We start from the raw sequence: 15159 nt of genomic DNA on the forward strand, positions 1-15159 counted from the left end.
CAACTTTTTTGGGGTTAACAAACAATGGATGAAAGGCCGGCTCTTGATTCTTCTCGGGCTGGCTCTTTTTTTGTACTACCCGCTTCCTTTCTTTTCTTTTATTCTCCCTTTTGTTTACCGGAACTTTCTTTTTTACGTACTTGCTTTCTTCAGAACACCCAACTACTTAAAGCAGCATTAAAATAAGGTGACTTTATACATGGCTTACTGTAATTTGTAGTATTCAACTGCTATATTTGTGATCCTTAACCGGAAACTGTATTCAACATCGTTCGACCGTATAAAGTATGTTAAAGAAATTATTTGAAAATAATGAGGATAAGGCAGAGATGTCTTTTTTCGACCACCTGGAAGACCTAAGGTGGCACCTCGTCAGGTCGGCCCTGGCACTTGTGGCATTTAGCATATTTGGCTTCGTGTATACACAGGAAATTCTTGACAATGTTATTTTCGGACCCACCAACGCAGATTTTCCTTCCTATGTGGTGCTTTGTAAATTAGGACACTGGGTAGGCCTCGGAAATCAGCTTTGTATTACGCCTGTAAAGGTGCAGTTTCTGAACTACAAGATGGTGGGACAGATCATGCTGCAATTTAAACTGGCCTTCATCATCGGTTTTATTTGTGCCTTCCCGTACATTTTCTGGGAGTTCTGGCGCTTTGTAAAGCCTGCATTGAAGGAAAAGGAGCTGAAAGGGGCAAGAGGCGTTATTTTCTGGGTTTCCTTTCAATTTTTCCTCGGAATATGTTTTGCCTACTTCCTGATGGCGCCTTTTACCATCAACTTCCTCGCATCCTATACAGTAACAGCCAAGGCGGTTAACCAGTTTTTTATAGATGATTACTTTGACCTGATGACACAGATCGTACTGGGTATGGGACTGTTGTTTGAATTGCCCATCCTGGTATTTTTCCTCACCAAATTAGGGATACTCACCCCGGATTTCCTCCGTTCCTACAGACGACACGCGATTGTGGTGATCCTGATCCTGGCAGCTATTATTACGCCCCCCGATCTGGTAGACCAGCTGATCGTATTTGTGCCGTTATACTGTCTTTATGAAATCAGTATCTTTATATCGAAAAAGGCGCTGAAAGATCGCGAAGACAAGATGGCAAAGACTGAAGTTGAAGAGTGGTCGTAATTATCTCTAATCTGTAAACACGTAATTGAAATGGAAAATATTGCATTTAATCTTACACTGCCTGTAGCTATTGGCTCAGATCACGCAGGGTTTGAGTATAAGGAAGAAGTAATTTCTTACCTGGAATCAAAAGGGCTGCAGGTAAAAGATTATGGCACCCATTCCAAGGATTCTGTGGACTACCCTGACTATGCACACCCTGTATCTACTGCTGTTGAAAGAGGCCAGGCTGCTTTTGGTGTCCTGGTTTGTGGAAGTGCTAACGGTGTGGCTATTACAGCCAACAAACACCAGGGCATCCGTGCCGCTATTTGCTGGGGGGAAGAACTGGCAAGATTGGCCCGTTCCCACAACAATGCAAACGTACTGTGTATACCCGCCCGCTTTGTAGATATTCCTGTAGCTACGCAGATGGTGGAAATGTTTATAGGTACCCCGTTTGAAGGTGGCCGCCATCAGGACAGGGTACGTAAGATGGCCTGCCTGTAATGGTTTAAAGCCACATATCACTTTTTACTGTAACGAATACATGGAAATGTAGTAATATTAAAGAGCCGGCTATCAACCGGCTCTTTTTTTATTAAAGGTTGTGTGACCTGTCCAATTAAAAAATGCTCCATGAGAGTTCCTGTTATTTTCATTTGTTTGCTCCTCGTTAACGCCGCACAGGCACAGGTGAAAACAACAAATAATGTCCCTGTGGAAAATAAATCCGCAGCGGTAAAGTATGGCGAGACCATCACGTCTGCAGCTGTGAGTAAGCAATTGCACATCATTGCCGGAGCAGGTATGGAAGGAAGGGAAACAGCTACCGCAGGACAGGAAAAAGCAGCAGCGTATATTATCAGTCAGTTTAAAGCCGCCGGCCTGCAACCCGGTGTTGATGGTAAATGGGAGCAGTATTATCCATTGTATGCCGACAGTTTACTGAACAGTACGATCACTGTAAAGGAAAAAACATATTTATACGGAAAAGATTTTTTGTCGGACCTGCGCAACGGGGTAGCACAGGACCTTAGTGCCACACAGGTGGTATACGCAGACATGGGCATCGTTAACGCCGCGCAGGACGACTATCGTCAACAGGATGTAACTGGAAAAGTGGTCATGATCCGTGATGTGGTAAAGAAAGGAATGCATCGCGATAAAAGTAACCTGGAAGATAAAATAAAGGCGGCTCATGATAAAGGCGTAGCAGCTATCCTGGTAATATCCCCTTCTGCCGGTCGCTTCAGCGCGTTAAACCAGCAAAAACTCAGGACAACCGGGCTTTACTGGCAAAAAGATACAACGGCACGCCCTAACGTATACTTTATCACGCCCGCGCTGGCATCTGCCATCATGGGCATTGAAAACAGTGAAGCGCTGCTGGAGGACCTGGATAATGGAAAAAAGGTCCCGGCCCTGATCAATACCGATATCCATATTGTGTTTGAAAAAGCAGCTACCATCCTCCATCCCTCCAATGTACTGGCCTACCTGGAAGGTACCGATAAAAAAGACGAAGTCGTTTTCGTGACCGCACACTACGACCATCTTGGAAAAGAGGATGATAAGATCTATTACGGCGCCGATGATGATGGATCCGGTACCAGCGCCGTTATAGAGATTGCCGCTGCTTTTGCCAGGGCTAAAAAGGCAGGTAACGGGCCTCGCAGGAGTATGGTATTTATGACCGTATCCGGCGAAGAGAAGGGCTTACTGGGATCCAGGTATTATACGGAACACCCGGTTTATCCACTGGAACGTACAGTAGCAGACCTCAATATTGATATGATCGGGCGTATTGATCCGGCTCATGAAAAAGATACCAATTACCTGTACATTATCGGCGATAATAAACTCAGCTCAGAGTTGCGGCCCATCAATGAAAAGGCAAACAATACCTATACGCAGCTCAAGCTGGATTATAAATACAACGACCCCAACGACCCGGAAGGTTTCTATTACCGCTCCGATCACTACATGTTTGCCCAGCACGGCATTCCCATCATCTTCTATTTCAATGGTACACATGCTGATTATCATGCCCATACGGACACCGTGGAGAAGATCAGCTACGAACTGCTGGCCAAACGTGCCCGCCTCGTTTTTTATACCGCCTGGGATATCGCCAACCGCGATCGTAAACTGGTGGTGGATCGACACGAAAGATAAAGATGTCTGCAGTACCCGTAATCAGGCTTAATCCCCTGCCATACCGGCTTTACAGCCAGTAAAAACGTTTTTGTTTATTTTAACAAAATTTTTTAAATTGTGTATAGGGTCTTTGTCCTTTTAACCATACATAATTTTTTTTATTTGTAGAATCGGTGAATGTAGGGATCAGTTAGTTAGTAAGTGTTAGCAAGTCGTTTTTTGAGAGTCGGGCTTCCCCAATTAAACATTTTTAACTAACCTGTTGTTGTTCAATCGGTATTTATAGGATCATGCGGTTATTTTTTCATCGGCAATGAGCAATCATGCCTGTTTTCCGCTTTCTGTAACCATATAAATGTACCATATGAAAACACCTGCCACCTTTTCTATAAGAAAACACTATTCTGCAAGGAGAGTTTCCCTGCGTCCTATTGACCGATGTTGTGACAGAAAACACCTGAGTTACATGCATTTTTAGAACCTAGTTTTTATATATAGTCCTGGTTGTTCAGAATGTTGAAAAACGGAAACGCAATTACACGCGGTGGCAAAATCCTGCCATGATATTTAGCTACGCTTTGTGAAACCTTAAAATGAGAATGCATGGATAATTTTTATAGCGCTTACTGGTGGATCTTTTTGTTAAGAGGGATTTTTGCCCTGGTATTGGGGGTACTGGCCGTTGGTTGGCCCGGTGTCACCTTTGCCACCCTGATTGTTTTCCTTGGAGCCTACCTGTTTATAGCCGGCTTGTTTGCTGTCATCGGCGCCATTGCTGCCCGTAAAACAAACGAAAACTGGGGTATTTTCTTATTTTCTGGTCTGCTGGGCGTTATATTAGGCATCCTTACCTTTTACAATCCGTTTGCTACCGGCGCGGCACTCATTTACCTGATAGCTTTCTGGGCCATGGTGGCCGGCCTGTTTGAACTGATTGTTGCCATCAGGCTGAGAAAAGTGATTACCGGCGAAGGCTGGTACATTGCCGGCGGTTTGCTGACGATTATTTTCGGTATTATCCTGGTCTCCAACCCCGTAGCTGCCGCAGTAACGCTTACATGGATGTTTGGCATATATGCCATTGTAACCGGTATTATGTTGATATCGTTGTCATTCAGACTGCGCAGCAGGCATTGAACAATAGCTGAAACTAAAGATGGGTACCTGTTCACTATTTAAAAATACCCCATATGCAAGCTTATTCTTTAACTAAAAACTATTCCTTATGATTACCATAACACCTGGTTAAGGCACCTGTATCTGCCGAATTTCAGGGTGTTGATACCTCCCTGTCTGATAAGGCTTTACAGGTGCCGGCAGTACCCGCCGGAAGGAGAGCCGGTGGCATACCATTACTGTCAACCTTATTCTCCCGGCCCCCAAAAGGCTGTTGCCGTAGCTAATTGTGAATAACTTAAAGTTAACCGTTATGTCATCCACCGAATTCAATAATCTGTTACTAGGAAATGCCGATTTTCTGCGGCCATACGCAGTGACCCTGACCAAAGATTCAGAATCAGCCAAGGATCTTTACCAGGAAACATTGTTCAGAGCACTGTCGAACCGTGAGAAATATCTCGCAGGTACCAATATCAGGGCCTGGTTGTATACGATCATGCGAAATATCTTTATCAACAACTACCGCCGCGGTAACCGGCAGTACCGCTTGCTCGATAATGCCGTAGGAGATTACCTGTTGAGTCATCAGCCCTCTGCTATCGGAAATTTCGCAGAATCAGACCTGCGGGTAAAAGATGTACAAATGGCGGTATATAACCTGCCTGTCATCTTCAAACAGCCATTCCTGCTGTATTTTGAAGGCTATAAGTATTATGAAATTGCAGCGATCCTGAATGAACCGTTGGGAACAGTGAAAAGCCGTATCCATTTTGCCCGTAAAATGTTGAAAACCCGTATCACGAGACACTGATGCACCGTATTGAGTAAAATAACCCGGTCAAGTCGGGCTTCGGGTAACTGAAGTCTGCAAACCCTCAGCACAACACACCGTCAGCTGCTGCTAATACTATGATTACCCGGTAGTAAGCTAAAGATTGTTTAATTATGAGATGTACTGTTATCTGTTCACTATCTGCAGATAAGTGGTATCCCAGCTGTATGCCTGTTTGCGGACTTCGGTAACCCGGTCCCTGAAAAATACCATGAATTATTCCCCCGATTCTCCCTATAACACACAATTCTTTGTTAAATAACCATTTATTATTAAGGAATTTGTACAATTACCGGTTTTAAACCGTTATTTAGCAGTGAACTAATCAAAACTCTTCCGGATCCTGCTATGGTCTGTGTCCCGGATCCAACAATGCTTATATGGCGAAAGTAACCTTCAACAACAAGAATGCTATGTTCTTTCCTGCGCTGAAATCGGCTGTGGAAGAGTATTTCAAATCAAACAACATTAAAAAAACGGGTAACTGGAAGTTATATATTAAAACAGCAATCCTGCTCCCGGTGGCAGTGGCTTTGTATGTTTCGGTATTGTTTATATCTATGCCGGCTGCTATCTCGGTAACTTTATGCGCCATACTGGGCTTTATACTGGCAAGTATCGGCTTTAATGTAATGCATGACGCCTGTCATGGCAGTTATTCTACCAACAACCGGGTAAATGATACCCTGGGTCTTACCCTCAATGCCCTGGGTGGTAATGCCTTCATCTGGAAACAGAAGCACAATATTATTCACCATACCTACACCAATGTGGATGGTTTGGACGACGATATCGCAAAAAGCCCGCTGATGCGGCAATGCAGCTCCCAGAAATGGGTGCCTATGCACCGGATCCAGCATATTTACGTAGTACTGATATATGCTATTTCTTCTTTTGCCTGGGTATTTATCATGGATTTTGTAAAATACCTGAGCCGTAAAGTATATACCACTCCGCTGCAACCCATGAAATTAACGGATCACATGGTATTCTGGGGCAGCAAAGTATTATACGTTGTGTTTTATATCGCCCTGCCGATTGTACTCGTTGGCTGGCAGGCCTGGGCCATTGGGTTCACGGTTATGCACCTGGTAATGGGCTTTACCCTCGCCATCGTGTTCCAGCTGGCACATGTAGTGGAAGAAACCGAATTTGAAGCAGTGGGCCAGGATGCACGGGTCATCGAAAACGAATGGGCCATCCACCAGATTAAAACCACCGCCAATTTTGCACCTGGCCACAAACTGATTTCATGGTTTGTAGGCGGGCTGAATTACCAGGTAGAACATCACCTGTTTCCCCGCATCAGCCATGTGCATTATCCTGCGCTCAGCAAAATAGTAGCGGCCAAATGCGCCGAACATAACCTGACTTACAACTGTATCCCTACCATGCAGGGAGCCGTAGTATCGCATTTCCGGTTTATGAAGGCATTAGGCGCAAAACCCTGAGTGGATCTTGTCTTTATCAGGATTAACCCGATTTAGAAGATTTTTTTATAAGATTAAAAAGATTAGCGAAGATAAAAGTGGATATCCGCTTCTGTCTTCGCTAATCTTTTTAAAATCGGAAATGTAATCTTCAAATCATCAAAATCAGTCTAATCCTGATAAAGACAAAATCCGTACTTTTACACCCTTCTGTAATACTCATCTTACTACAAAATAAAATATAAACAGCAGTCGTGATGAAGGCAAATTATTTAGACGAGCTTAACGAACAACAGCGGGAAGCAGTAATACATATCAACGGCCCAATAATGATTGTAGCAGGCGCCGGTTCGGGAAAAACCAAGGTGCTCACCACCCGTATAGCGCACCTGATGCGGAATGGTGTAGATGCGTTTAATATTTTATCACTCACCTTTACCAATAAGGCGGCCCGTGAAATGAAGGAACGTGTGGAAAAGATCCTCGGTGGCAGCGAAGCCCGTAATCTCTACATCGGTACCTTTCACTCCGTTTTTGCCCGCCTGCTTCGTGGTGAAGCCCATCGCCTCGGCTATCCGAACGATTTTACCATTTATGATACCGACGATGCCAAAAGCGTTATCAAAACAATTATCAACGAGCTAAATCTCGATGATAAACATTATAAACCCAACTTCGTATACAACCGCATCTCCGCTGCCAAAAACAGCCTGATGGGGCCGGAAGAATACCAGATGGACAACCTGGTACAACAGGAAGATATGCGCGCCAACAGGCCGCTGATCGGTAAGATCTACGACATGTACGCCAAACGCACATTCAAGAACGGCGCTATGGACTTCGACGACCTGCTGTTCAAAATGTTTGTACTGCTCAAAACATTCCCGGAAGTATTGCATAAATACCAGCACAAATTCAAGTATATCATGATCGATGAGTACCAGGATACCAACCCTGCGCAGTACGAAATCATCAAATTACTGGGTGCCGTAAATGAAAATATTTGTGTAGTGGGAGATGATGCGCAAAGTATCTACTCCTTCCGCGGAGCTACTATAGAAAATATCCTCCAGTTTGAAAAGGATTATGATGATGTGAAAGTGGTGAAACTGGAACAAAACTACCGGAGCACCAAATCAATCCTTAATGTAGCCAACGAAGTAATCGCGCATAACAAAGGGCAAATTGAAAAAAATCTCTGGACCGATAATACCGAAGGCGATACCATTAAACTGGTACGCACCATGACGGATAATGAGGAAGGTAAGTTTGTGGCAGATACCATCGCAGAACAGAAACTGCGAAACCACTACGACAACCGCGATTTTGTGATCCTCTACCGTACCAACGCCCAGAGCCGCTCCTTCGAGGAAAGCCTGCGCCGTAAAGCCATTCCCTACCGCATCTTTGGTGGCTTGTCGTTCTACCAGCGTAAGGAAATCAAGGACTTTGTTGCCTATCTCCGCGTTACCATGAATACCCGTGATGAGGAAAGCCTGAAAAGGATCGTCAACTACCCGGTGCGTGGTATCGGTAAAACCACTATCGACAAAACCATTGTGCTCAGCAATGACCATAATATCACTATGTGGGAAGTGCTGGAAAGAGCCAGGGAGTTTGGTTTCAAAGGAGGCACGGTAGAAGCGATCGAAGCCTTTGTTATCATGATCAAAAGCTTCCAGGCACTGCTTTCCAACCACAACGCATATGATGTGGCGGTAGCCGTAGGTAAATCCACCAACCTGGTAAAGGAACTATTCAACGATAAAACTACGGAGGGGCTTGCCCGTTATGAGAACGTGCAGGAATTACTGAACTCCATCAAAGAGTTCACAGAAACCCCCGATGAGGAAGGAGAACTGCTCGACAAAAGCATGGGCTCCTATCTGCAGCAAATTACCCTGCTGACTGATGCAGACCAGGGTACTGACGAAAACAGCGATGTGGTGAAACTGATGACCATCCACGCGGCAAAAGGACTGGAGTTCCCGGTGGTATTCACCGTTGGACTCGAAGAAACCCTTTTCCCCAGCGGCATGTCTATCAATACCCGTGAGGAACTGGAAGAAGAAAGACGCCTGTTTTATGTAGCCATTACCCGTGCAAAAGCGCGTTTATGGCTCACCTATGCCAATAGCCGCTACCGCTTTGGCAACCTGGTGCAAAATGAGCCGAGCCGCTTCCTGGAAGAAATGCCGGAGAAGTTTATAGACCGCAGCTATGCCGGCGGCGGCAGTGTACGCAACGCTTTTGGCGGTGGCAATACTTCCGGCTGGAGTAACAGTAACAATATGTTTGACCGGATGCAGAAGAAAACACCGGCCCAGCAATCGCAGCCGGCAGCTCAGAAACCAGCGGCCAAGCCCACTTTTTCTGCCGCCACTACGCACGTGCCTTCAGAAAACTTTACTCCCGACGACCCGGCCGGTATGGAACCAGGTATGCAGGTGGAGCACCAGAAATTCGGTTTTGGCACCATTGCCGCTATGGAAGGCGCGCCCAACAACAGGATCGCCACCATCTTGTTCCCTAAGGGAGGCGGCGAAAAGAAGATCATGCTGAACTACGCCAAGCTAAGGATAGTAAGATGATCCGGCTTTTAGCTATTGGGGGCTGACTTTTAGTATAAAGCAGCCGCAGAAGCAGGTAGAAGATTTTTATTAAAGGCAAACAGCTACAAAAAGCAACAGCGAAATGCTCACCGCTATTCAAAAACTCCGGCAGTTTTGTGCCTACCAGGAACGGAGCCACCAGGAAACGAAATATAAATGCCTGGAGCTCGGATTGAGGGGGCAGGAAGTAGACGAAGCCATTGCAGAGTTGATAGCAGACAATTTCCTCAACGAAGAACGGTTTGCCAAAGCCTATGCCGGTGGCAAATTCCGGATCAAACAATGGGGCAGGAAGAAAATCCTGATGGAACTGAAGCAGAAACAGGTATCTGCCTACTGCATCAAAAAGGGGATGGAGGAGATTGATGAAGATGACTATGCAACGGTGCTGCTAAAGCTCACAGAAAAGAAATACCAGTCGCTGAAAGGAGAAATTCTGATGAAGCGGAAATATAAAACAATGCAATACCTGCTGCAACGAGGCTTTGAATCCGAGTTAATAAACGATGCGCTTGAACAAATCGCAAATAAGGAGGCCTAAGCAGGCAATAATTTGAAAAGTTTCTAATCAGTCAGGCCGTAATTTTGTGATCACAATAACCGATAATGTCAGATCTGAAAGTAACACTCATACAGTCGCAATTGCACTGGGAAGATAAAGAAGCCAACCTACGCATGTTTGATGAAAAAATCAACAGCATACAGGAAAGAACAGAAGTGGTTATTTTACCCGAAATGTTCAGCACCGGCTTCAGTATGCAGTCGGCACGCCTGGCTGAAACTATGGATGGCAGCGCCGTTCAGTGGATGAAGAAAAAGGCGGCAGAGAAGAATATTATTATCACCGGCAGCCTCATCATCGAAGAAAACGGGCAATACCAGAATCGCCTGGTGTGGATGCTTCCCAACGGCACGTATGGTACTTACGATAAGCGGCACCTATTTGGTTATGCAGGCGAGCAGGATCATTACCAGCCCGGCGATAAACGACTGATTGCACAGGTGAAAGGCTGGAAAATCAATCTGAGCATCTGTTACGACCTGCGTTTCCCGGTATGGGCCCGCAATAACATACAGCCGGATACCAACGAGCCGGCGTACGATGTGCTGATCAATGTTGCCAACTGGCCACAAAGACGTAAAACTGCCTGGACCACACTTTTACAGGCCCGTGCTATTGAAAACCAATGCTATGTGATTGGCGTAAACAGGGTAGGCAACGACGGAAATGACATCTATCATAGCGGTGAGTCCAGCTTGATCGATCCTATGGGTGAAATCATTTACCGCAAATCAGACGACGAAGATATTTTTACGTATACGCTTCAACGTGAACGCCTCAGTGAAGTCAGGAAAAATATTCCTTTCCTCAAAGATGCAGACGCATTTACGATCCTGCCCAAAGGATAGTGTACTGTGGTAATGGTTCACCATAGCCATTCCGCAAAATTTACCCGCTTTATTTAACAGCTAACAGCTAAAGGCTAATAGCTATACAAACATCGCTCATGCTCCTGCAGTCCGTCCATCATGTCGCTATTATTTGTTCAGACTACCTCCGTAGCAAAACATTTTATACCGATGTGCTGGGCCTGGAGGTGATACGTGAAGTATACCGGGAGGAGCGGGATTCCTGGAAGCTGGATCTCGCGCTGGGCAACCAGTACATCATTGAATTATTTTCCTTTCCCGATCCGCCGGCAAGAGTAAGCCATCCTGAAGCAGCCGGATTACGTCACCTGGCATTTGCTGTAGCGGATATCGCCGCTGCAGTGGCTGTGTTGCAGGAAAAAGGCGTAATAACAGAACCCATCCGTATTGATCCCCATACCCAGCAACGATTTACATTTTTTGCAGACCCGGACGGGCTGCCTTTAGAGCTATACGAAGTAAACTCACGTCTGTAAAATTTTAATGTATGTCTGTAACCTACGTCAACGCCAGGATATTTACCGGCGAGGAGATATTGGAAAATCATGCCTTAACTACTGACCAGGGCAAAATAACCAGCATTGCGCCAGCGGCTGAAAAAGCAGCGGCCAGCCGGGAAATTGACCTGAAAGGAGCCCTGCTGGCGCCGGCGTTTATTGATTTACAGATCTATGGCGGTAACGGACAGGTGTTTTCCATGTATCCATCGGTTACCTCACTGGCTGCTACTGTTGCTTACAGCAAAGGCGGCGGCGCTGCCTGGATTATGCCTACCGTGGCTACCATTGCCCCTGAAGTAATGCTGGAAGCCATGAAGGCGGTAAGGGCATACCGGGAACAGGGAGGGGAAGGCGTACTGGGTTTACACCTGGAAGGACCTTTCATCAATCCCGCCAAAAAAGGGGCACATCTCGAACAATATATTCATGCACCAACGCAAGCTGATATAGATTGGATACTGGAAAATGGCAGGGATGTGGTGAAAATTATGACCCTGGCGCCGGAATGTTGCGACCCTGAACTGGTGCGGCAGCTGGAAGCGGCCGGCATTGTGATATTTGCCGGGCATAGTAATGCTACCTACGCCCAGGCCTATACGTCGTTTGATAATGGCATTCACCATGCCACGCATCTTTTTAATGCCATGTCGCCGTTGGAAAGCCGTGCTCCTGGTATTGTAGGCGCTATTTATGATCATCCGAAAGTGGCTGCCAGCATCGTAGCAGATGGGGTACACGTGGATTTTGCATCTATCCGTATCAGTAAAAAAATAATGAAAGACCGCCTGTTTCTTATTACAGATGCGGTGGAGGAAAATAAAGAGGGCGGATATGTATACCTGCGGGAAAAAGACCGCTATGTAAGTGCTACCGGTGTGTTATCCGGCTCCTGTCTTACCATGACAAAGGCTGTCCGCAATTGCGTGGAGCAGGTTGGCATTCCGCTGGAGGAAGCGTTACGTATGGCGTCATTATACCCTGCCCGTGCAATTGGCCGTGAGCAGGCATTGGGCCGTATTGCGGTGGGCTATGATGCCGCGCTGATCGCCATTGCCTCAAACTGGGATACTACAGTATACTGTTAATAGCCCTATCTTCGCAGCATTAATCATACTGTATATCCACATGAGTGCACTAACTCGTTTTTTAAAAAAAGACCGGTATAAAAATCTATTCCTGCTAACCTGGCTGGTGCTGGGCCTTTTACAGGCCTGTTTCTCCGAGTTGTGGGATGACGAAGCTTATTATTGGGTGTATTCGCGTCACCTCGACTGGGGATACTTTGATCACCCGCCAATGATTGCCCTGCTGATCAAAATAGGATACGGTATTTTTCATAATGAGCTGGGGGTAAGACTGCTGATAGTAGTGGTAAATACACTCACCCTGTGGATTACAGCAAGACTGATCGCTTCCAAAGACAATAAACTTTTTTACCTGTTGATAGGCGCCATGGGCGCCATGCAGATAGGGGGCATCCTGGCAGTACCGGATGTGCCGCTGATATTTTTTGCCGCTATTTACTTCTGGGTATACCGCAATTTTGTAAATGAACAAACCTGGAAGAATACCATCCTGCTGGGACTTTCTATGGCGTTGATGTTCTACAGTAAATACCACGGCGTTTTGTTGGTATTCTTTACTGTATTGTCCAACATCAACCTGGCCAAGGTATTCAAGTTCTATGTAGCCTGTATTATAACCACGGTGCTGTTTCTGCCACATATTTACTGGCAGTATACACACGGCTTCCCATCACTTCAATACCACCTGGTAGACCGTAATGCTTCTTCCTATGATATCAGTTACTCCCTCGATTATCTGGGAGGACAGCTGTTATTATTCGGCCCTTTGCTGGGTTGGCTGATATTATACTATGCATTCCGCTGCCCGATACAGAATTCATTTGAGCGGGCGCTTAAATTTTGTGTAATCGGGGTGTTGTCTTTTTTCCTGTTGAGTACTTTCAAAGGCAGGGTGGAGGCCAACTGGACGGTGATGCTCTTTACGCCGGTGGTGATATTGGCACACCAGGCCATTGTAAGAAAAGGCTGGTCGCAGAAATGGCTGCTCTATACGTTGCCGGTTACACTGTTGCTGGTGTTGGTTACGCGGGTATATATGATATGGGATTTTATGCCGGGGGTAGAAATACGGCCCGAAATCCATCATAACAGGGAATGGACGTCGCAGGTGGCCGCCCGGGCCCAGGGAAAGCCGGTAGTGTTTATCAACAGCTATCAGCGGCCATCGAAGTATATGTTTTATACAGGCCAGCTGTCGTACAGCCTTAACAGCCGCTATTCCCGCAGAAGCCAGTACAACTTCTGGGATACGGAAACGGAGTTATGGGGTAAGCCCGTGATGGTGGTTTTTGAACCCGGCATGGGCATTCCTATTACAGACAGCTTAAAAACGGTGCACGGCACCTGGGATTATAACATCCAGTCAGATTATTACTCTTACTCGCTCATACAGTTGAAACCAGCCCTGAAAAGCATTAAGGCTAAACGGGGAGAACATGTAAATGTGATCCTCCAGCCTAATAATGATTATCACCAGCCCATCCGGTTGGACAGGACCAATGAACCCGTACTGGGCTATGGATTTACTGCCGGGGACGAGAGTTTTCCTCCGGTGAAATCTACTATGACATTGGAAAAGGCGGTACTACGCCGGTTAATCAACCTGGAAGTGGTGATGCCGGACACGCCGGGGAAATACCAATTGAAATTCTCTGTATTTGCCGGCGACATGCCGGGCACGCATAATAGCCCGGTCATTCCTGTAGAGGTAGTGAGATAGCTGTTAGCTTTTAGCCATTAGCTTTTAGCAAAAATGCAGCGAAGATGAACATTTGATTATGTGTTCTTCTTCGCTGCATTTTTGCTAAAAGCTAATGGCTGAAAGCTAAAAGCTATTGTTGGAATGCATTCCATCCCTGGGCCACGAGCTTAAATTTGTTGCCGCCTTTGGTATGGATATGGGCGCCTTCGGTAATATCGGTCATGTAGCCAATAACGCTGATTTGCTCATTGAGTACAATTTTATCGTAGTCCTGTTGTTTCATGGTAAACAGCAGTTCGTAGTCTTCGCCGCCACTGAGTGCACAGGCGGTGGGATCGAGACCAAGTTTCAGCGCTATCTCCCTGCTTTCCTGGGCAATCGGGATCTTTTCCTCGTACAATACTACTCCCAGGTTGCTTTGTTTAGCGATGTGGAGTATTTCTGAGCTGAGGCCATCGCTTACGTCCATCATGGAAGTGGGCCGGATGTCTTCCTGTTGGAGGAAGTCGATGATATCTTTACGGGCTTCCGGTTTCAGTTGCCGGCCAATGATATAGGTTTGGTCTTCCAGGTCCGGTTTTACGCCAGGACTTTCCATAAAGATCTTTTTCTCTCTTTCCAACAGGGTGAGGCCCAGATAGGCTGCACCGAGATCGCCGGTAACGCAGAGCAGATCGCCCTTTTCGGCTGTAGATCTTTTCACAAAGGTATCCGGGGTTACTTCGCCGATGGCGGTAACGCTGATAACGAATCCTTTTTGTGAGTTGCTGGTATCGCCACCCACCAGGTCTACGCCATATTTTTCGCAGGCGGCATATACGCCTTCATAAAATTCGTTGAGCGCTTCCAGGGAGAAACGGTTGGAGAAAGCAATGCTCACGGTGATCTGGGTAGGAGTAGCGTTCATCGCGTAGATATCGGACAGGTTTACTACTACCGACTTATACCCCAGGTGTTTCAGGGGGGTATACATCAGGTCAAAATGAATGCCTTCTACCAGCATGTCGGTGCTGATGACCGTTTGTTTACCAAAATGGTCAATAACGGCAGCATCGTCGCCCACACCAAGAACGGTGCTGGCATTTTGTATTTCAATGTTCCTGGTCAGATAGTCGATTAAACCAAATTCTCCCAGGTCCTGTATTTCTGTTCTTTCTTCCATCT

The 15159-nt window shown here is 46.2% G+C and carries 13 protein-coding genes; 12 read left to right on the forward strand and 1 reads right to left on the reverse strand.

Annotated elements, in window-relative coordinates; genetic code table 11:
* The first annotated feature begins 287 nt into the window (after window positions 1–287).
* From tatC to KE626_RS14280, 12 genes are all read left to right on the forward strand, one after another.
* Complete coding sequence (tatC, locus tag KE626_RS14225) at window positions 288–1145, forward strand: twin-arginine translocase subunit TatC (protein ID WP_211973581.1); 858 nt, start codon at window positions 288–290, stop codon at window positions 1143–1145.
* Between the two features lie 30 nt (window positions 1146–1175).
* The gene (gene rpiB / locus KE626_RS14230; protein WP_211973582.1) at window positions 1176–1634 is read left to right on the forward strand and encodes a ribose 5-phosphate isomerase B; all 459 of its coding nucleotides are present in this window, start codon (window positions 1176–1178) and stop codon (window positions 1632–1634) included.
* A 129-nt stretch (window positions 1635–1763) separates the two neighbouring features.
* On the forward strand, window positions 1764–3302 hold the full coding sequence (locus KE626_RS14235) for a M28 family peptidase (protein ID WP_211973583.1): 1539 nt from the start codon (window positions 1764–1766) through the stop codon (window positions 3300–3302).
* Window positions 3303–3887: 585 nt separating this feature from the next.
* Window positions 3888–4421, forward strand: a complete 534-nt coding sequence (locus KE626_RS14240; RefSeq protein ID WP_211973584.1) for an HdeD family acid-resistance protein — start codon at window positions 3888–3890, stop codon at window positions 4419–4421.
* A 292-nt stretch (window positions 4422–4713) separates the two neighbouring features.
* Window positions 4714–5214, forward strand: coding sequence for an RNA polymerase sigma factor (locus KE626_RS14245; protein ID WP_211973585.1), 501 nt, complete (start codon window positions 4714–4716; stop codon window positions 5212–5214).
* Window positions 5215–5615: 401 nt separating this feature from the next.
* Window positions 5616–6686, forward strand: a complete 1071-nt coding sequence (locus tag KE626_RS14250; RefSeq protein ID WP_211973586.1) for a fatty acid desaturase family protein — start codon at window positions 5616–5618, stop codon at window positions 6684–6686.
* 236 nt (window positions 6687–6922) lie between these two features.
* Window positions 6923–9256, forward strand: coding sequence for an ATP-dependent helicase (locus tag KE626_RS14255; RefSeq protein WP_211973587.1), 2334 nt, complete (start codon window positions 6923–6925; stop codon window positions 9254–9256).
* 103 nt (window positions 9257–9359) lie between these two features.
* Window positions 9360–9818: a regulatory protein RecX gene (locus KE626_RS14260; RefSeq protein ID WP_211973588.1), complete on the forward strand. Its 459-nt coding sequence runs from the start codon at window positions 9360–9362 to the stop codon at window positions 9816–9818.
* Window positions 9819–9883: 65 nt separating this feature from the next.
* Window positions 9884–10687, forward strand: a complete 804-nt coding sequence (locus KE626_RS14265; RefSeq protein WP_211973589.1) for an amidohydrolase — start codon at window positions 9884–9886, stop codon at window positions 10685–10687.
* Window positions 10688–10785: 98 nt separating this feature from the next.
* Window positions 10786–11184, forward strand: coding sequence for an SMU1112c/YaeR family gloxylase I-like metalloprotein (gloA2, locus tag KE626_RS14270; protein ID WP_211973590.1), 399 nt, complete (start codon window positions 10786–10788; stop codon window positions 11182–11184).
* Window positions 11185–11195: 11 nt separating this feature from the next.
* Complete coding sequence (gene nagA, locus KE626_RS14275; protein WP_211973591.1) at window positions 11196–12293, forward strand: N-acetylglucosamine-6-phosphate deacetylase; 1098 nt, start codon at window positions 11196–11198, stop codon at window positions 12291–12293.
* Between the two features lie 40 nt (window positions 12294–12333).
* On the forward strand, window positions 12334–14013 hold the full coding sequence (locus tag KE626_RS14280) for an ArnT family glycosyltransferase (RefSeq protein WP_211973592.1): 1680 nt from the start codon (window positions 12334–12336) through the stop codon (window positions 14011–14013).
* Between the two features lie 112 nt (window positions 14014–14125).
* Here KE626_RS14280 and thiL read toward each other — a convergent pair whose 3' ends face one another.
* Window positions 14126–15157, reverse strand: a complete 1032-nt coding sequence (gene thiL / locus KE626_RS14285; protein WP_211973593.1) for a thiamine-phosphate kinase — start codon at window positions 15155–15157, stop codon at window positions 14126–14128.
* Window positions 15158–15159 lie beyond the last annotated feature (2 nt).

The sequence above is a fragment of the Chitinophaga hostae genome (assembly GCF_018224885.1).
In the GTDB taxonomy this organism is placed as follows: domain Bacteria; phylum Bacteroidota; class Bacteroidia; order Chitinophagales; family Chitinophagaceae; genus Chitinophaga; species Chitinophaga hostae.

What these genes read in the sequence shown, in the direction of transcription:
- KE626_RS14245 (WP_211973585.1), top strand. Translation starts at nt 4,714, where the DNA reads ATGTCATCCACCGAATTCAATAATCTGTTACTAGGAAATGCCGATTTT.
- tatC (WP_211973581.1), top strand. Translation starts at nt 288, where the DNA reads ATGTTAAAGAAATTATTTGAAAATAATGAGGATAAGGCAGAGATGTCT.
- KE626_RS14235 (WP_211973583.1), top strand. Translation starts at nt 1,764, where the DNA reads ATGAGAGTTCCTGTTATTTTCATTTGTTTGCTCCTCGTTAACGCCGCA.
- nagA (WP_211973591.1), top strand. Translation starts at nt 11,196, where the DNA reads ATGTCTGTAACCTACGTCAACGCCAGGATATTTACCGGCGAGGAGATA.
- thiL (WP_211973593.1), bottom strand. Translation starts at nt 15,157, where the DNA reads ATGGAAGAAAGAACAGAAATACAGGACCTGGGAGAATTTGGTTTAATC.
- KE626_RS14265 (WP_211973589.1), top strand. Translation starts at nt 9,884, where the DNA reads ATGTCAGATCTGAAAGTAACACTCATACAGTCGCAATTGCACTGGGAA.
- rpiB (WP_211973582.1), top strand. Translation starts at nt 1,176, where the DNA reads ATGGAAAATATTGCATTTAATCTTACACTGCCTGTAGCTATTGGCTCA.
- KE626_RS14250 (WP_211973586.1), top strand. Translation starts at nt 5,616, where the DNA reads ATGGCGAAAGTAACCTTCAACAACAAGAATGCTATGTTCTTTCCTGCG.
- KE626_RS14280 (WP_211973592.1), top strand. Translation starts at nt 12,334, where the DNA reads ATGAGTGCACTAACTCGTTTTTTAAAAAAAGACCGGTATAAAAATCTA.
- KE626_RS14240 (WP_211973584.1), top strand. Translation starts at nt 3,888, where the DNA reads ATGGATAATTTTTATAGCGCTTACTGGTGGATCTTTTTGTTAAGAGGG.
- gloA2 (WP_211973590.1), top strand. Translation starts at nt 10,786, where the DNA reads ATGCTCCTGCAGTCCGTCCATCATGTCGCTATTATTTGTTCAGACTAC.
- KE626_RS14255 (WP_211973587.1), top strand. Translation starts at nt 6,923, where the DNA reads ATGAAGGCAAATTATTTAGACGAGCTTAACGAACAACAGCGGGAAGCA.
- KE626_RS14260 (WP_211973588.1), top strand. Translation starts at nt 9,360, where the DNA reads ATGCTCACCGCTATTCAAAAACTCCGGCAGTTTTGTGCCTACCAGGAA.